The organism is Rhodococcus sp. YL-1 (genome assembly GCF_001942025.1).
Classification (GTDB): Bacteria; Actinomycetota; Actinomycetes; order Mycobacteriales; family Mycobacteriaceae; genus Rhodococcus_F; species Rhodococcus_F qingshengii.
Map to the genome: position 1 here is coordinate 4834013 of NZ_CP017299.1, position 17010 is coordinate 4851022.

Sequence of the window (17010 nt, forward strand, 5' to 3'; positions counted from 1 at the left end):
GTTCCGCTACTTCTGGCGAACGACGTGAGCCTGCAGTGCTTCGCCGTCCTCGTCCACCCAGCCTTTGCTCTGGGCGTAGTCGACCATCGCGGCAACACCTTCGACGTCCGTGGTGCTCTCGCGAACGCGGGCTACCGAGATGAATGCACTACCACCGCTGACGTATCCGTAATCCTGAAGGCGCAAGAGTTCGTCCAGTTCGGCTTCGGAGATGTCGGCACTCACCTCGACGTGAAAGTCCTTCAGGTTGTCCACATCGTGGATGCTGACGCGGCCGTCGTCCACCAGTACATACATGGCTCTCCTTCCTAGAGCACTGACGTCGGTGCGTGCGTACCGAATACACGCCGGTGGTAGGTCAGTGGATTCGCCTCGCAGTGCCAGGCGTCGTCCACCGATCCTGTCACGATCTTGTGATCACCACCGTCCACGACGGCATCAACGGTGCACGCGATCCAGATGGATACGTCCGGCAGTCTCGGAACACCGAGATGCTCCGCCCACTCGACACCGTCGAACTTCGCACGGCCCTTCCTCGCAAAGGCAACCGCCAGTGAGCTTTGCGCGGTCCCGAGGACATTGATCGCGAACCTCCGCGTTCCTTCGATGAGGCCGAGAACTTCCGACTGTCGATCCAGAGCCACCGCGGTCATCGGCGGGTCCATCGACAACGACATGAATGCGCTGACCGTCGTGCCGTGCGGCCGGTCGCCGTCCATTGCCGTGACGACGGCGACCGGTGAGCACACGTGCGCCATGGCTTCTCGAAAACGCAACGCCCGGTTGCCCTGTGGGACATTCACGATGTCAGCCCTTGTCTGCCAACTCTTGTGCGTACTTCTTCGTCATGTGGTCGACGGCGTCGAGTTGCGCCTTTGCATGCCCTTCCCTGACAGCGCGCGCGTGAGCTGCCGCGTCGAGCGTCGCCTGCGCCTGCCCTTGGAAGTGCGGAAAGACCTCCTGCGCGAACAACTCTGCCGAACGTCGGGTGTCCTGCGGGTTCGCCCAATCGTGACCCATCTGCAGCATGCAGCCGAAACCACCGGACTGGTCCCACAGCCGTTGTACCTGACGTCTGGCCTGCTCCGGTGTGCCGATGACACCGATCCCGGCCTCGTTGATGAAGTCGATCATCTCGCTCAGACGCGCACCGGAGACCGCCATCTGAGGGAAGGCCGCGACGTGCTGGAAATAGTCGAACCACTCCTCGATGCCGTACTCGACCTGCTTGCGTGCTTCCGCCTCGGTTTCGGCGATGTGGAAAGGTCCGGCAAGAGACCACTGCCGACGATCCACCGTCGTCCCGTTGACCTCAGCGCGTTCCTCCATCACATTCCAGTGGTGCGCCAAGGCGTCGAAACCGTCGGCGGACAAGGTTGCTCCGATGGAGAGCAGACCGAGACCGTGCGTACCGGCCAGGCGAGGTCCTGTCGGGGAGGCCACTGCGGCCACGGTGATTTCGATGCCGTTCTCCGAGTACGGAGCGAGCTGCAGCTTGGCGTCGTACAGCTCGTGGGTTCGTGTCTTCGCGGAAACCGTCTCGCCACGAAGAAGGCGCACGACGATGTCGAGGTTCTCCTGCAACAACTCTCGGGTGTCCGTCGGGTTCAGACCGATCATCGCCGAGTCGGTGGGCAACGAACCGGGCCCGACTCCGAAGATGGTGCGCCCCTGAGTCAGGTGATCCAACTGCATGATTCGATCCGCTGCCCACAGCGGGTTGTGATACGACAACGACGTGACACCCGTGCCGAAACGAATCCGAGGTGCGCGCTGCGAGGCTGCAGCGATCATGATTTCCGGCGACGCGATGATCTCGCTTCCGGCAGAGTGATGCTCACCGAACCACGCCTCGTCGTAGCCCAACCGGTCGAGGTACTCGACCAGTTCGAGATCACGCTGCAGTGCGGCGGTGGGATTGCGTCCGGGGACGTGGAACGGTGCCATGAAATACCCGAAACGAAGCCTACTCATGAGTTCTCCTAGTGCTGTGGGCCAACTCCTGGCCGTGCACCGAAAACGCTATCCGTGCCGTGACTGCGGTCACAGTGCACGAAAGTGGACAATCTCAAGCGCGTTGATCGGCAAGTTTCTGCGCGTAGACCAACTTCACGAACTCGGCACGGTTGCGAACGCGCAGAAGAGCAAGGATGCGGCTTACATACTTCTTCACCGTGTCCGGACTCAGCGACAGGATCACCGCGATCTCGTCGTTGGTATGGCCGTCCGCCAACAACTCCGCGAGATCGATCTGCCGGGGCGTCAGCTTCTCTCGCCATCCCGGCTCGCGTTGCCCGGGCAGCGTCTGACACAACAGCGACAATTGCTTGCCCAGAATGCCCAAGCCCACGATGTCGCGCCCCGACAGATCCTTGCCTTCTGAATCGAAAATCCCCACCAGACCGTGACCGCCGTGGGCCAACTGGAGATGCATCACCGACGCGCTGTGAAGGCGTTTGCGATAGAGGAAATCTCGCAGGTACGTCGCCGACTGTGAAGGGACGTCGGCCAACTGAGTGTGCGTGATGGCGGGAGATGCCAACAGCGTTGCCCGCGATTGCGCCGTCGCAAAAACGTCGTCGAGGTACCAGTGCGCTTGGTACTCGTCGAGGATCGGCGTGATCCGCCCGGTCGTCACCGGATCCGGATCGGCGAAAGCCGTCGTGAAGGTCGGGCCGGCAAGGAAGGTGGTGTTGGGACAGCGGTAGTGATCATGGAGCGCGACCATGAGGAGATCCTTGAGCTGATCGAGCGTTCTCGCGGCCGAGCAGTAGTCGAAGACAGCGAAGACACGGTCGTAGTCCGCAGCGGACAGAGCGACGTCACCGCTACCGTGCACGTCGACCACCTCACCCGAACTATGATCCAGATCACTCATCGGACAGCATATGCATTACTTCGAGAAAACGGACAACTTCGCCGCCTACCAGCACTGTTGATGCCGATAGCCGATACTGAGCTGTATGTCGGAACTCGGAAATGAACCAGACTCGAAGCAGAAGGCGGTGCTCGAGCGACACGCGTCATGGATCGAATTGTTCTTCGACCTCGTCGTGGTTGCCGGTATCGGTCAGCTGGCTCACCTGCTCCACGGTTCGCCGTCGTGGTCGGATGTCGCGCTCTACGCGTTGCTCTATCTCGCGTTCTGGACCGCGTGGGCGACGTTCACGATGTACGGCAACGTTGCCGGTGACCGTGTCCGGATCCCGAGCATGCTGATCGCCATGTTCGGACTGGCCGTCATGATGGCGGCCGTGGCCGGCATCCACGACAACCATGCGCTGGCCTTCGCTGTCGCATACGTGGCCGTACGTCTGCTGGCGAGTCGGGTGTGGCACAACGGCCAGATAGTCGTGGACTGGCCGATCGCCCAGATGTCTCTCGGTGTGATCCCGTGGATCGTCTCGTTCTGGTTCGAGGGCGAAACTCGGTTCTGGCTCTGGACCGCCGGTGTGACCATCGACCTGCTGATCATGTTCGTCGTCTCCGGCAGCGCGATCATGGAAGACGCGCAGGAAAAGCTCGACCGCATCATCAAGGTTCGCGGGTTCAAGGACGACCGGATGCCCGAACTCGAAGCCCTGCACTCCGATCGGGCTCACCTTGCCGAGCGCTTGGGCCTGTACGTCATCATCGTGCTGGGCGAGGGTGTGATCCTCGTGATTTCTGCGGCCTCGAAGCTCACCTGGGACTCGACGGTGGTCAGCCTCGCAGTCGGATCGTTTGTCCTGCTCTCGGGCATGTGGGCTCTCTCGCTTCTCTACGGCCACGCCGGTGTTCCGCACCTGCAGGCCGAGAAGTTTCCCGCTCGCATCGACATGGCGCTGCACTGTTTCACCACCGGCGCTATCGCGGTTCTGGTCGCGGGGCTCGGAGCGGCAACCGAACACGGTGCGGAGCACACGCCCGCGAACCTGCGGTGGTTGTTGTGCGGAAGCATCGCAGTCTATTTCGGAATCAGCCTGGTGGCAGGGCTGTTCGCGCGATCGGACCGACGGTGGCTGCTCGGCTGGGCGCTCCCCTGCACCGCCGTCCCCATCGTCATGGGCATTGTCGGCACGCACATGAGCGCCACGTGGATCATCTGGGTGCTGGTGGCCACCGTGACCTGGCAGAACGGCTACGAGTACGCGCAGGTGCGGCGTTCGCGCCGCTCTGCTGTGCGCCTTTATTAACCCCCCGCGGTTAATAAAGGCGCACAGCAGGGGCGGTTTTTACCCTCACCGCCGGGTCGAAGCGATAGGGCTGAGCCAACAGGATTCCGGCCAATCGCTTACGCAACCTCGACATCTCGGCCCGGACCGTCACCGTCTTGCGCGGATCGCCGAACAACTGTGAGGCGAGCTGCGCGGCCGTGAGCCCCTCGGGCGCCTGTGTCAGAGCCACGAGGATCTGCGAATGGCGCGGGCTGAGGTCGATGCTCCAGCTCCCCATTGCCGAGGAGTACCGCAATTCCATCGCATTCGGATCTTGCACATCCAATTCGACTTCGGCACAAACCGTTCCGGACGCCGGATCCATTTGAGGGTGGACGAGCCAACCACCCGGAAGCGGCTCGCACATACATAGTCCGAGCGACGGGAGCCAATGCTCGCCGCTGCTCATCACTTTCGGCAGTGCGATTCTGTAGATCGGCGCCATCGAGTCCACCGCCGCGACCCAGCCACTGCGGTCCACGACCACTGTCGGCTGACTCGCACGAGCCAGCGTCGATGCCGAGATCATCCGGAGCTGATCCAATCCGATTCGATGCTTCTCCCGCAGTGCGGATTCCGCCAGCCTGGCCACACTGTCCACCAGAGCGAGAGTCGACGGGTGGACCGTGTCTGCTGTGCCGGCGACGTTCACGACGGCGATGGCCCGGCGACTACGCGGATCTCGAACCGTCGCCCCGGAGCAGGTCCACGGATGCTGCGAGCGCGAGTAGTGCTCGGCCGAGAACACCTGCACTGCCGAACCTGATGCCAAGGAAGTGCCGATCCCGTTGGTACCAACAGCTTCCTCGGTCCACGACGCACCCTCGATCATCCCGAGCCGTTCGGCCCGATCCAGCATTCGACTGGACCCGTGTCGCCAGAGGATACGTCCGTAGCGGTCCGCCACCACGATCAGATTCGCGTCGTCCGGGCCGACGAGTGGTGCCAGACCGTGCACCGCCTCGCCGAAGATCTCCGCCATGCCGGCTGCGCGTCTGCCTTCTTCGATCTCGGATTCGCGGCCCGTCTCGGTGATCGAGCACCGGTCCGGATCGAGTCCGAGCGCACGCAAACGCGACCACGAATTCGCGATGACGGAGCGCGGACGCGCAGGCGGCTTGCGTCCCGACATCGTTGCTTCGTACACGGATTCGAGAACACGTGCGTACTGCGCCGGGTCTTCACCACTGGCCAGGGCCGGTTCGAGTCGATTCGTTTCGCCGATCACACTCCAGTCCTATGTGACGGGGTCTTCGAAAGCGAGCGTTGCACCCGGTTGCAGAGTTGTTCGCGTGCGTGAACGAAAGGACGGCGTTCACGCACGCGAACGGTACTCACGCGTTGAGGGGTCTCCCCAGCGCCGAGAGCACAGACTCGTGCATTGCCTCCGAGAGCGTCGGATGAGCAAACACGACCTCGGCGAGATCCTCGCCGGTGGCTTCGAGGGATCGAGCGATCCCGAAACCCTGAATCTGCTCGGTCACATCCGGACCGACCATGTGCGCGCCGAGAAGTTCCCCGGTATCGGCGTCGAAGATCGTCTTGACGAAGCCTTCGGCCTCGCCGATCGCCAGTGCCTTGCCGTTCGCCTGCAGGTCGAAGTGTCCGACCCGCAGCGCGCGACCAGTACCGGCGCACTGCTTCTCCGTCAGACCCAGGCTCGCCACCTGGGGGCGGGCATACGTGCATCCCGGAACGTAGGCGCGATCGAGCGGATGAACGTCGGGCACGCCTGCCAACTTTTCGACGCACAGGACAGCTTCGTGACTTGCCTTGTGCGCCAGACATGGAGCGCCCGCGACGTCACCGATCGCATAGATCCCGAAAGCGCTGGTACGGCACCACTGGTCGGTGACGATCGCACCGCGCTCGATCTCGACGCCCAGAGCCTCCAACCCCAGATCCTCGACGTTGCCGGTGATTCCGGCCGCCACCAACACCCGGTCCACGGTCAACGACTCGACACCGTCGCTCGTCTGCACATTCACCTGGACGGCGTCGTCGCCGACGGTCACCGCCGACACCGAGGCTCCGGTGTGAATCGTGATGCCACGCTTCTCGAACTGCTTGCGAACGAAGGCCGAGATCTCTTCGTCCTCGACCGGCATGATGTGTGGTGCCATCTCGACGATGGTCACCTCGGTTCCGAGATCGCGGTACAGGCTGGCGAATTCGACTCCGATCGCGCCGGACCCGATCACGAGCAGCGACTTCGGCAGTTCCTTCGGGACGAGCGCGTCGAAGTAGGTCCACACCCGATCACCGTCGGGGGCAACGCCGGGAATCGAACGCGGCCGGGCACCGGTTGCAATGACCACGTGGTCGGCTCGATACGTCTGTCCTCCCACGGATACGACGCCTTTGTCCACCAACTTCGCGGCGCCTGAGATGACGTCGACGCCGTTCTTCTTCATCAGATAGGCAACACCGCCGGACAACCTCTCCGAAACCCCTCGGCTGAACGACACCAACTTCGAGATGTCGAACTGGACAGACGCCGAACTGAATCCGTATGTGTCGAGTTCACTCAAGGTATGCGCGACGTCCGCGCCGTGCAGCATCGCCTTGGTGGGGATACAACCCCAGTTGAGGCAGATACCTCCGAGGCGATCACGTTCTACCAGCGCGACGCTCAACCCCAACTGGGCAGCCCGGATCGCCGCCACGTAACCACCGGGGCCGCCACCGATGACAAGAACGTCGTACTTATGCGACGTATTGTTTTCCACCACAGCCCCTTACACCAACATCAGCGCGGGAGAAGCGACAAAGCGCTGGAGCTCCCGAAGGAAGGTCGCACCCAGGGCTCCGTCGATAACCCGGTGATCGCACGAGAGGGTCACGGTCATCACGGTCCGGGCAGAAACACTGTCACCGACCACCACCGCGCGCTTCTCCCCCGCACCTACGGCAAGGATCGCTCCCTGGGGCGGATTGATGATCGCGTCGAATGCCTTGATCCCGAACATGCCGAGGTTGGACACCGTGAAGGTTCCGCCCTGGAATTCTTCGGGACGAAGTTTGCCGGTCTTCGCCTTGGTGGCCAACGAGAGCACCTCACCCGAGATGTCCGCCAACGACTTGGTATTCGCGCTACGCACGATGGGCGTGATCAGCCCGGTCGGAAGTGCAACTGCCACCGAGACATCCGCCGACGCGAATCGAAGAACCGATTCGTTCGCGGCATCGAACTGGACGTTCACGTCCGGCACCTTCATCAGTGCAGCGGCGCAAGCCTTCACGATGAAGTCGTTGACCGACAGCTTGACCGCCGGGACGGTCGAATTGATCTCCTTGCGCAGAGCGAGAAGCGCATCGAGCTCGAGGTCTGCGGTGAGCCGGAAATGGGGTGCCTGCTGCTTGGACGCCTGCAACCTACCGGCGATTGCCGATCGCATGGGGGTGAAAGGAATTGTGTCGTACTCGGGTTCGGCCGCAACAGATTCGGTCTCAGCCGCCGCCTCGGGCAGGAGCTGCGCGGAACGAGCGGCGTCGTGCACGTCGGCGACGCAGACGCGCCCCCGCGAACCCGTCGGACGACAGTCATGCAGGTTGACCCCCAGTGATCGGGCAGTTCTGCGTGCGACCGGGGTGGCAGGCACGGCACTGTCGTCGGCGGTCGATCGCAGCGGGAGGCCGGATCTCGCGGCCGGCACTACCGGCGCAACAGTGCCACCGGCGTCACGAATCGCGTCGTCGATGTCGCGGACACTGATCCGCCCGAGGGGACCGGTACCCACTACGGCGGCGAGATCGATTCCGAGCGATTCCGCACGTCGGAGTGCGCGAGGACTCGCAAACACATCGTCCTGCGTCGTGCCTTGCAGAACGCTCGGTACGACGGTGGAACCGGTTGGTACAGGTTTCGCTGCAACAACCACCTTCGCAGCCGGTGTAGCCGCAGGTGTCACGGGAGCCGCCGGCGCAGCAGCTGGTGACGGTGCCGGCTCTTCCGCCGGCGCGGTTGCGCCGCGGGCGGCGAGGAATTGCTCGATCTCCGCATCCGTCGCGGACGCATCGGCGGATACACCGATCACGGCGCCGACGGGCAGAGTCTGCCCAGGCGTGCCGACGATCTTGCGGAGAACACCGTCGAACGGCGCCTCGAGCTCGTTGGTGATCTTGCTGGTCTCGATCTCACAGATCAACTGGCCCTTGGTGAACGAGTCACCTTCCCCGATGAGCCAGGCGTTGACCAACCCCTCCTCCATGGAGAGCCCCCATTTGGGGATGTCGATAGCTTTGATGTCAGCCATGATCAGGCTCTCACCAGCTTGCGAACCGACTCTTCGATGCGCGCCGCGTCAGGCAGCCAGGCAGTTTCGAGGGTTGGGGAGAACGGAACCGGCGTGTGCGGCGGCGTGATCAGTTCGATCGGCGCTTTCAGGTAGTTGAATCCCTTGGTGGCGATCAGCGCGGCTACGTCGTGCCCGAAACCGCAGCGGGCGGCGGATTCGTCGACGATCACGACCCTTCCAGTCGATGCGACGGATTCGAGGATGCCGTCCTCGTCCAATGGTGAGACGGTACGAGGATCGACAACCTCGACCGAAATACCCTCGGCGGCCAGCTTGTCTGCTACGTCGTTGGCGCGGTTCACCATTGCGGACAACGCGATGATCGTGACGTCGTCGCCCTGCCTGGTGTAGTTGGCGACGCCGAACGGAATCGCGTACGGCTCGTCCGGCACTTCGTCCTTGAGGTCGTAGAGAACCTTGTGCTCACAGAAGACGACGGGATCGTCGTCCCGGATGGCTTGGATGAGAAGGCCTTTGGCGTCGTAGGCATTGGACGGAGCGACTACCTTCAGACCAGGCACCGCCGCGAACACGTTGTACGGAGACTGAGAGTGCTGCGCAGCGGCGGAGAAGCCTGCGCCGATCATGCCTCGCACCACCAGCGGGGTTCTGGCCTTGCCACCGAACATGTAGCGGAACTTGGCAGCCTGGTTGTAGAGCGCGTCGTAGGAGACTCCGAAGAAGTCCATGAACATCAGCTCGGCGACCGGCCTCAGTCCGGTCAGTGCGGCTCCGGCAGCCATTCCGATGATCGCGGATTCGGTGATCGGGGTATCGATTACACGCTCCGATCCGAACTCCGTCCACAATCCCTTGGTGACACCCAGGACACCGCCAAATGCCTCGATCTTCTTCGTCTCCAGATCGGGATTGGTACCGGCATGCCCACCCCGTACGTCCTCACCGATGAGAACGACGCTCGGGTCGCGTTGCATTTCTTGGGCGATGGCCTCTTTGACGGCCTCGCGGTAGGTCTTCTTCGACACGTTCTCGGCTTCCACGCTTGTCATCTCGGGCTCCTCAGTACGACACGTAGACATCGGTCAGCAGATTCTCGACGGGTGGATACGCCGCGGCACGCGCCTTCGCTACCGCCTCGTCCACCAGCACTCGCGACTGCTCGTCCACCGCGTCCAGATCAGCGGTGCTGACCTTCTTCACATCCACGCTGCTACGGAAATTCTTGAGCGGATCCTTGGTTTCCCTTAGTTGCGCAACCTGTTCCGCCGTGCGGTACAGCTGCGCGTCACCCTCGAAGTGGCCGTGCCAACGGAATGCCGCCGCCTCGATCGTGGTGGGGCCACCGCCGGTCCTGGCGCGCTCCGATGCTTCCGCCATCGCGTCGTAGACCGCGAAGAAGTCGGTGCCGTCCACCTTGACGGCAGGCATTCCGAAGGATGCAGCGCGGGCGGCGATGTCGGGTGCGCCCACCGCGTAGTCGGTTCCTGTTGCTTCACCGAATCCGTTGTTCTCGATCACGAAGACGATCGGAAGATCCAGCACCACAGCCATGTTCATCGCCTCGAAGACGGTTCCCTGGTTGGATCCACCGTCTCCCGTGAACGACGCTGCGATGACACCGTTTCGAAGCGTCTTGCCACTCAGTGCAGCGCCGATCGCCAACGACGGGGCTCCGCCGACAATCGCGTTGGCGCCGAGCATTCCCACGGACAGGTCGGCGATGTGCATCGAGCCGCCCTTACCGCGACACAGGCCGTCGTCCTTGCCGAAGATCTCGGCCATCATGCCGTTCAGATCGCAGCCCTTGGCGATGCAGTGCCCGTGACCGCGGTGAGTGGATCCGATGTAGTCGGCGTCGCTCAGGTTCTCGCACACTCCCACCGCGATGGCTTCCTGGCCCGAGTAGAGGTGAATGAAGCCGGGGATGTCACCGGTTGCATTCTCTTCGTGCAGTCGATCCTCGAACGCACGGATGCGCGACATCTTCTCGTACGCCTTCAGCAATGCATCCCGGTCCAGCCCTGAATGAGGCTTGGCGCCGGTCCTTTTCGATCCTGGGGTTGTCGGCTTCTGCGCCGTCCGTTGAACCACAGTCACACTCCTCGTTCTCGATCACTCGTCGCCATGCAGTGTCGTGTAGGTCACGGGCGAAGGGAAAGAGTTGCGTGAGGTTGCCGGGAGTTGCGAAGGGTTGCAGCTGTTGACTTTCGAGCGTTGATTCAGGCGCCGCTCAGGCTGTCGCGTCTGATCTTGGCCAGCGCGCGGTGTTGGGCGAGTTCGACGGCGCTCGTTGTCGTTCTCAGTGACAGCGCCGTCTCGCGCACGTCGAAGCCGACAACGATGCGAGCTACCAAGACGTTGCGTTCTGCGGCCGACAGATCACCGAAGGGCAGAGTGAGTCGACTGGAGGCAGGTAGCGAATCGATTTCGCGACTGATCGCGTCGTACAGATGCGCGAGGAACGCTTCTCCGGCACGTCTACGTCGCCGAATGTCGGACAGGACGGATCGGCAGATACCGACGGCAATACGATCAGCGTCGAGCGGTCGCAGTTCGGCACGGCAGCGCCGCGTCACCAGAGGCACGATGCGTTGAAGGAGTTCTGCAATCGCGTCCCGATCCCCTCGGGACGCATCGTCGGCAACACTGTCGATCGAACGTCCACCTGCCCTGCTTGTCATTCCGATCTCCCCCTGGTTCGGCTCTTGGTCGAATTCCCGACTAATGCTCAGGTTTTGAAGTCGCTAGGGGCGTATCGGCTCGGGGCAGATCCCGGTTTGTTCCCCGATGATGTTGATCTCGGCGTTGGAACGAGGGTCAGCGCCGTAGTTGATCTGGTCGGTGCACTTCTCGGGGGGCTCGACGGCATCGGGCGGGAGGGGCGCCGGGCACGAACCCATCCGCTCTCCGATGCTGTTGATCTCCGCATTCGAACGAGGGTCACCCACATAGTTGATCTGATCGGTGCACTTGGTCGACTCGGTAGCCGGACCAGGGGCCGCAGGGGCAGCCGCGCTGGTCGAGACCGGGGTCCAGGCCGGCGCAGCTCCGCCCGCCGGGACTCCGGGGGTGGATGCGTCCGTACCGCCGCCCACCGAGTTCGAGCCTTCGACTGTCTCCGAAGTGGTCGCTGCGGTCAGCGGCGGTGGGGTCGTAGACGCCGCAACCACCGATGTAGTCGTCGGTTCGTCTCCTGGAGCGCTGTTGTCATCACTCGAACACCCTGTCATCGCGCACACCACCCCGATCGTCAGTACGGCGAGCAGCACTCGCAGACGCCGAGTCTTGTTGGTCAGCAATACTTCAGGCATTTGCTCTCACACTCCTCGATACGCGGATCAGCTCGTTCCGCCCAAGCGGTGAACACCGACGTGACTCACTCTAGGAGCCTGATTCCATCGGTTTCGTAACAGAATTCCGTCGGTCGCGTACCAACTCTCGACGTTCCTGACATTCATACGATTACGTAACGGTGGGTGGCAAAACTCCGATATCGAGATCACCTGTGATCGTATGAAAACGCACATGCCGATGAGAGGGTTCGCAGCGGCCGGGGAGGGGAACGTGTTGTATCGGAGTGACATCTGCGGCGGTCGATCAGACCGTACTCGCAGCCTGTTCGGTACAGCGCTCGCGGCAGCAACCCTCGGAGCGTCCGTGATCACCGGCTGCGCGTCCACCCAGGGCGTTGTGATCGAAGGCGATGTCGCTTCCACCGGGTTGCCCGTCACACAACCTGCAGACCTGGCCAGACGGGTTGCCGAAAACTCGAGGTTGGGCCGGGCGCTCCTCGACGATCCTGGGGTGTCCGAGGGAGTGAAGACAGAACTTCGGTCGTGCCCTGACTGGTATCCGATCTCGGTCGGGTCCATCCTTCTCGATCCAGGCGCACCGCGTATCGTGCCGGAGACCGAACTCGTCGTCATGAATGTGTATCCGTGCCAACCGGCCCACCAACCCGGGACCGGAGTGTCGATTTCGGTCAACCTTGCCGGCTACGTCTACCGCAGCGGCAAGGCCGGTTCGAGTGAAGACGATCCCGAACTGGGTGAGCGCCTGTTCTCCGTCGAAGAGCGCGGAAAGTTCATCGTCAGCGGTCAACGCGCCGCGAGTTTGTCTGTCCTGGAAACGGATCCGCGGCCACCGGAGTTCGAATGTTGCCCCCGTCCACCGCTTCGGACCGAGTTCCACTGGGATGGAATGGAGTTCATCCGTGATTGATCGCCGTCGCCGCGCAATGCTCGCCGGTGTTTGCCTGCCGGTCGCGTTTGCTCTCGCCTCCTGTTCCACCGAGCCTGAATCAGAACCCACTCCGAATATCGCAGCATCACTCGACCCCTCGGATCTCTCACAGGGCTTGAGCATCGATCCTGTTGCCCTCCTCAGAGCAGACCCGGAAGTGTCCGATGCGGTCAAGGACAGTCTCCGACTGTGCGGTGATGCGAACTTCCCCTTCGAAATCCGGTATTCCCCCGTGACAGGCGCCGTTTGGCAAGATGCCGTCGTCAATGTCTTCACCTGCGAGTCTGTCGGCATCTGGGGACGACCGGCCCCACCGGTCAGCTTCATGGTCGCCGGATTCGTCTACCAGATCGACGAATCGGGCGCTCACAAAGTCTTCGGAGTGCAAGACCCAGGACGCTACGTCGTCGGCTCAACCGGAGGATTATCGGTCATGGTCGACCTGTGCAAAGACCCCGGCATTCCGGAGTTCTGTCAATCGTCGACTGCATACAAGTGGACCGGTGAAGGGTTTGAGAGTGTTCCGTTCCCATGAAAGCGAAGGCCGATGACCGATCCGTTGATTTTGCTGGTCGAAGACGACGCTGTCATACGCGAAGCAACGCAATTGAATCTCGAACGCAACGGGTTTCGGGTGATCACCGCATCGGGTGGGTTGACCGGAATGGATATGGCGGTCGACGCCAAGCCGGATATCGCCGTCCTCGACGTGATGCTTCCCGACCTGAACGGAATCAGCCTGTGCCGACGCATTCGTGAGGAACTGTCGGTGCCGGTCATCATGCTGTCCGCGCGCGACGACCCGGTCGACATCGTTCTCGGATTGGAAGCCGGTGCCGACGACTACGTCACCAAGCCCTTCGACAGCGGTGTCCTGGTGGCCCGTATCCGAAGTGTGCTCCGGCGGGTCGAATCCCATTCCGGTACGGAGAAAGACATCGTGACTCTCGGCGATCTGGAGATCGATCGCGAGTTGGTGACCGTCACGCGTTCGGGCGCCGAAGTGGCTCTCACGCCCACCGAAATGAAGCTGCTCCTGGTCATGGTGAGTGTGCCGCGCAAAGTCTGGTCTCGCTCCGAACTGCTCTCGGACGTCTGGGATTACGACTGGGGCGGCGATACGCGCATCGTCGACGTTCACGTTCAGCGATTGCGCACGAAGATCGGCTCCGAACAGATCCGGACCGTCCGGGGGTTCGGCTACACGATGGACAACCATCGGTGAGATCGCGGGATCTCGCCGCCAAGCTCCCGTCCACCGGGAGGCGGTTGTCGTTTCAGTGGAAGATCGCGGCGGCCATCACGTTCGTGATCGCCGTCGCCTCGATCACGCTCAGTACCGTGATGCATCAAACCTTTTCACACAACCAAGAGGATGCAGCGCGGGCGGCAGCTGATCGCAATCTCCAACTGGTGCTGCAGGACGAAACGGGCAGCATGCGTGCGCTGTTCCGCGCCACCACAGATGGTCTCGACGTTCCGGAAGAGTTGCGTCAGGCCGTGGCGGGCGGCAAACGTGCCACCTACCTTGTCGACAGCGGGGACCAGCCATTTGTCTGGGCCGCTGCCGACGTCAACACTCAGGTGGTGGCGATTCGCGTCCCGTACACCGCGCAGCGGGAATCGATCGCCAGCGTCGATCGGACACTTCGCAACGCCACCATCGCAGTGATCGCAGCGGGTGCCGTCCTGGGTGTGCTGCTTGGACTCGCGATGTCGTATCGATTGCGCTCGGCCGCCCGTGCGGCTCGCAAAGTGTCTACCGGAGCGGACATCCGCGTCCGCTCGGTCACCTGGTCGCTTTTCGACGACGAGATCACCGAGCTGGCGGATGCGGTCGACGCGATGTCCGATGCTCTACGGGGACAATTGGACGCCGAGAAGCGCGTGACAGCCAACATCGCGCATGATCTCAGAACACCCATCTCCGGACTGGTCGGCGCCGCAGAGCTCCTGCCACCCGGTAGGCCAACCGAATTGGTGCGCGACGGCGTCCACAAACTCAGGAGGCTCGCCGAGGACGTCATCGAAGTGGCACGCCTCGACACCACCTCCGAGCAGGCAGACATCCAATCGGTGGAACTGGCGCCGGTGGTGCGTCACGCGATTTCCACCACAGGAGTCGAGTGTGAAGTGAGTGTTCACGGCACCCCCGTGTCGTACACCGACGCGCGCAGACTGGAGCGGATCATCGCCAACCTGATCTTGAATGCTCGCAATCACGGAAAGTCGCCGATCAATGTCCACGTCGACCACTCCCGCATCACGGTCCGGGATCGGGGCGTCGGGTTCACTGAAGAGTGGCTTCGCCAGGGGCCGAAGAGATTTCAGACCAACTCCGTCGAACGCGGCCCGAACTCGGGCCTGGGCCTCGGCTTGACGATCGTAGTGGGACAAGCGGCGGTCATCGGCGCTCGTATCGACTTCGCGAACCATCCGAACGGGGGCGCGGTGGTGACGATCGACCTCCCCGAATGTTCGGCAGACGAGTTCGATTGACACCGAGGCAGTTCGGTCGATCGGCCGGGACACAGGGTCCCGGCCGATCATTGGTGGTGTCTCGGACTCAAACCTGTCCGACAGCGACTCCGGTGCGAACGTCCGGTGCACCGAGGCGCGCCGCATCAGCGGTCAGGTCATCGGGCTGCTCCTGAGATTCCCGCTCGGCTGCGACACGCAACCGGTAGTGTTCGATCTCCTCGGCAATGTGCTCGGGAGTCCAACCCAGCACCGGCGCAACCAGTTCGGCTACTTCCGCTGCTGCCGCGTCGCCGCGATCGGTAACCTCGATGGAGATGCGGGTACGACGGGTAAGGATGTCGTCGAGATGCTGTGCACCCTCATGGCTCGCAGCGTAGTGGACCTCCGCCTTGAGGTACTCGGGGGCGGAGTCCAACGGCTGCCCCAGTTCCGGTCGCGCCTCGACGAGTTCGAACAACTCGTCAGCCAGAGTGCCGTACCGACCCAGTAGGTGCTCGATGGTCGAAACGTGCAGTCCCGTGCGCTCAGCGGTGAGATGCCGATTGTTGTGCGCGGCAAAGTAGCCGTCGGCACCCACAAGTTGGATACGCTCGGTGCAGGACTTCGGCACCTTCTGTTCCAATCCGTGCACCGCGGAATCGACAGCGTCCTTGGCCATCACGCGGTAAGTGGTGTACTTGCCACCGGCGACCACCGTCAAACCTCGGACCGGACTCGACACCGCATGCTCACGCGAGAGAGTGCTGGTCGAATCCGATTCGCCGAACAGCAACGGACGCAACCCCGCGTACACACCGACGACGTCCTCGTGCGTCAACTCGTCCTGAAGGAGCTTGTTGACATGTCCGAGGATGTAGTCGATATCGCTTCGGCTCGCTGCCGGATGGGCGAGGTCGAGGTTCCAGTCGGTGTCCGTCGTACCGATGATCCAGTGGCTTCCCCACGGAATCACGAACAGCAGACTCTTCTCGGTCCGCGTGATGATTCCGGTCGCAGAGTTGATGCGGTTTCGCGGGACGACCAAATGCACACCTTTCGAAGCGCGAACCTGGAATTGTCCTCGACCACCTACCATTTCCTGAATCTCGTCAGTCCACACACCGGCAGCGTTGATGACCTGACGAGCACGGATCTCGAACGCGCGACCTGTTTCCAGATCCACGGCCTTCACCCCGACTACGCGGTCCTCCTCACGGAGAAAGCCGATTACGCGGGTGCTGTTGACGCACAGCGCGCCGTACTCGGCCGCCGTGCGCGCCAGCATCATCGTGTGGCGGGCGTCATCTACCTGACCCTCGTAGAACTTGACCGAACCCCGGATAGCAGAGCGCTTTCCGGAAGGGAACGATTCGAGAGTCTTCTTCTTGCCCACATGCTTGTGGTGTGAGGGAACCCCGCGGCCTGCGCCCATCACGTCGTAGACGCCGATGCCCAGACCGACGTACGGCCGGTCGATCAACTTCTCGAGTGGGTAGATGAACGGCACCGGCTTCGCGAGATGCGGGCACAGCGAATTCAGAACCAGTGACCGCTCACGCAGTGCCTCGAACACGAGCGCAAAATTGAACTGCTCGAGGTAACGCAGTCCGCCGTGGAACAGCTTGCTCGACCTGCTCGAGGTTCCGGACGCGAAGTCACGAGCCTCCACCAAGCCCACCTTCAGACCGCGAGTTGCGGCGTCGAGCGCGCTACCCGCTCCGACCACGCCACCGCCGATAACGAGGACGTCGAGTTCGGTTTCTTCCAACTTCTTCAGCGACTCCGCCCGCGAGGACGGACTCAATGCTTGTGCTGTGCTCATGAAAACTGTTCCTTCACTTGAAAATAGGTAG

17 protein-coding genes are annotated in these 17010 nt (G+C 62.4%); 5 read left to right on the forward strand and 12 right to left on the reverse strand.

Annotated elements, in window-relative coordinates:
- Window positions 1-6: 6 nt before the first annotated feature.
- The 4 genes from BH682_RS22310 to BH682_RS22325 all read right to left on the reverse strand — a co-directional run bounded on the left by BH682_RS22310 (window position 7) and on the right by BH682_RS22325 (window position 2878).
- Window positions 7-297, reverse strand: a complete 291-nt coding sequence (locus BH682_RS22310) for a hypothetical protein (protein WP_063315916.1) — start codon at window positions 295-297, stop codon at window positions 7-9.
- Between the two features lie 11 nt (window positions 298-308).
- Window positions 309-758 carry a flavin reductase family protein gene (locus tag BH682_RS22315; RefSeq protein WP_075834144.1) on the reverse strand — a complete coding sequence of 150 codons (450 nt, stop codon included), beginning with the start codon at window positions 756-758 and terminating at the stop codon, window positions 309-311.
- A 49-nt stretch (window positions 759-807) separates the two neighbouring features.
- Window positions 808-1974: an LLM class flavin-dependent oxidoreductase gene (locus BH682_RS22320; RefSeq protein ID WP_007733459.1), complete on the reverse strand. Its 1167-nt coding sequence runs from the start codon at window positions 1972-1974 to the stop codon at window positions 808-810.
- A gap of 94 nt (window positions 1975-2068) precedes the next feature.
- Window positions 2069-2878 (reverse strand): helix-turn-helix transcriptional regulator, encoded by an 810-nt coding sequence (locus tag BH682_RS22325; RefSeq protein ID WP_007733461.1) that lies wholly within the window; start codon window positions 2876-2878, stop codon window positions 2069-2071.
- An 85-nt stretch (window positions 2879-2963) separates the two neighbouring features.
- Between BH682_RS22325 and BH682_RS22330 the strand changes: the two genes are divergently transcribed.
- Window positions 2964-4175, forward strand: a complete 1212-nt coding sequence (locus BH682_RS22330) for a low temperature requirement protein A (RefSeq protein WP_003940002.1) — start codon at window positions 2964-2966, stop codon at window positions 4173-4175.
- A gap of 10 nt (window positions 4176-4185) precedes the next feature.
- On the opposite strand, the gene BH682_RS22335 is transcribed toward BH682_RS22330, so the two are convergent.
- From BH682_RS22335 to BH682_RS22365, 7 genes are all read right to left on the reverse strand, one after another.
- On the reverse strand, window positions 4186-5424 hold the full coding sequence (locus BH682_RS22335; RefSeq protein WP_075834146.1) for a helix-turn-helix domain-containing protein: 1239 nt from the start codon (window positions 5422-5424) through the stop codon (window positions 4186-4188).
- Window positions 5425-5530: 106 nt separating this feature from the next.
- Window positions 5531-6928 (reverse strand): dihydrolipoyl dehydrogenase, encoded by a 1398-nt coding sequence (gene lpdA / locus BH682_RS22340; RefSeq protein ID WP_007733464.1) that lies wholly within the window; start codon window positions 6926-6928, stop codon window positions 5531-5533.
- A 6-nt stretch (window positions 6929-6934) separates the two neighbouring features.
- The gene (locus tag BH682_RS22345; protein ID WP_075834148.1) at window positions 6935-8452 is read right to left on the reverse strand and encodes a 2-oxo acid dehydrogenase subunit E2; all 1518 of its coding nucleotides are present in this window, start codon (window positions 8450-8452) and stop codon (window positions 6935-6937) included.
- A 2-nt stretch (window positions 8453-8454) separates the two neighbouring features.
- Entirely contained in the window at window positions 8455-9504 is a 1050-nt protein-coding gene (locus BH682_RS22350; protein WP_007733466.1) for an alpha-ketoacid dehydrogenase subunit beta, read from the reverse strand.
- 10 nt (window positions 9505-9514) lie between these two features.
- Window positions 9515-10438, reverse strand: coding sequence for a thiamine pyrophosphate-dependent dehydrogenase E1 component subunit alpha (locus BH682_RS22355; RefSeq protein ID WP_051649553.1), 924 nt, complete (start codon window positions 10436-10438; stop codon window positions 9515-9517).
- A gap of 236 nt (window positions 10439-10674) precedes the next feature.
- Window positions 10675-11136, reverse strand: coding sequence for an RNA polymerase sigma factor SigD (locus BH682_RS22360; RefSeq protein WP_007733468.1), 462 nt, complete (start codon window positions 11134-11136; stop codon window positions 10675-10677).
- 63 nt (window positions 11137-11199) lie between these two features.
- Window positions 11200-11766, reverse strand: coding sequence for a hypothetical protein (locus tag BH682_RS22365; protein ID WP_007733469.1), 567 nt, complete (start codon window positions 11764-11766; stop codon window positions 11200-11202).
- 253 nt (window positions 11767-12019) lie between these two features.
- Here BH682_RS22365 and BH682_RS22370 point away from each other — a divergent pair, with 253 nt between their 5' ends.
- From BH682_RS22370 to BH682_RS22385, 4 genes are read left to right on the forward strand one after another with little or no spacing between them, the layout of a single operon-like run.
- Window positions 12020-12676 (forward strand): hypothetical protein, encoded by a 657-nt coding sequence (locus BH682_RS22370; RefSeq protein WP_003939689.1) that lies wholly within the window; start codon window positions 12020-12022, stop codon window positions 12674-12676.
- On the forward strand, window positions 12669-13232 hold the full coding sequence (locus BH682_RS22375; protein WP_007733471.1) for a hypothetical protein: 564 nt from the start codon (window positions 12669-12671) through the stop codon (window positions 13230-13232). Before BH682_RS22370 ends, BH682_RS22375 begins: the two co-directional genes overlap by 8 nt.
- Before the next feature lie 12 nt (window positions 13233-13244).
- Window positions 13245-13922, forward strand: coding sequence for a response regulator transcription factor (locus tag BH682_RS22380; RefSeq protein ID WP_003939990.1), 678 nt, complete (start codon window positions 13245-13247; stop codon window positions 13920-13922).
- Entirely contained in the window at window positions 13919-15196 is a 1278-nt protein-coding gene (locus BH682_RS22385) for a sensor histidine kinase (protein WP_050654708.1), read from the forward strand. The genes BH682_RS22380 and BH682_RS22385 overlap by 4 nt, the downstream gene beginning before the upstream one ends.
- 67 nt (window positions 15197-15263) lie before the next feature.
- Here the strand turns inward: BH682_RS22385 and BH682_RS22390 are convergent, their stop codons facing one another.
- Entirely contained in the window at window positions 15264-16979 is a 1716-nt protein-coding gene (locus BH682_RS22390; RefSeq protein ID WP_007733473.1) for a glycerol-3-phosphate dehydrogenase/oxidase, read from the reverse strand.
- Window positions 16980-17010: the final 31 nt, after the last annotated feature.

Excerpts from the sequence above, each read along its gene's own strand:
- BH682_RS22310 (WP_063315916.1), bottom strand. The coding sequence starts at position 297 with ATGTATGTACTGGTGGACGACGGCCGCGTCAGCATCCACGATGTGGAC.
- BH682_RS22345 (WP_075834148.1), bottom strand. The coding sequence starts at position 8,452 with ATGGCTGACATCAAAGCTATCGACATCCCCAAATGGGGGCTCTCCATG.
- BH682_RS22320 (WP_007733459.1), bottom strand. The coding sequence starts at position 1,974 with ATGAGTAGGCTTCGTTTCGGGTATTTCATGGCACCGTTCCACGTCCCC.
- BH682_RS22315 (WP_075834144.1), bottom strand. The coding sequence starts at position 758 with ATGGCGCACGTGTGCTCACCGGTCGCCGTCGTCACGGCAATGGACGGC.
- BH682_RS22380 (WP_003939990.1), top strand. The coding sequence starts at position 13,245 with ATGACCGATCCGTTGATTTTGCTGGTCGAAGACGACGCTGTCATACGC.
- BH682_RS22355 (WP_051649553.1), bottom strand. The coding sequence starts at position 10,438 with ATGTCGCGCATCCGTGCGTTCGAGGATCGACTGCACGAAGAGAATGCA.
- BH682_RS22330 (WP_003940002.1), top strand. The coding sequence starts at position 2,964 with ATGTCGGAACTCGGAAATGAACCAGACTCGAAGCAGAAGGCGGTGCTC.
- BH682_RS22325 (WP_007733461.1), bottom strand. The coding sequence starts at position 2,878 with ATGAGTGATCTGGATCATAGTTCGGGTGAGGTGGTCGACGTGCACGGT.
- BH682_RS22350 (WP_007733466.1), bottom strand. The coding sequence starts at position 9,504 with ATGACAAGCGTGGAAGCCGAGAACGTGTCGAAGAAGACCTACCGCGAG.
- BH682_RS22365 (WP_007733469.1), bottom strand. The coding sequence starts at position 11,766 with ATGCCTGAAGTATTGCTGACCAACAAGACTCGGCGTCTGCGAGTGCTG.
- BH682_RS22390 (WP_007733473.1), bottom strand. The coding sequence starts at position 16,979 with ATGAGCACAGCACAAGCATTGAGTCCGTCCTCGCGGGCGGAGTCGCTG.
- BH682_RS22360 (WP_007733468.1), bottom strand. The coding sequence starts at position 11,136 with ATGACAAGCAGGGCAGGTGGACGTTCGATCGACAGTGTTGCCGACGAT.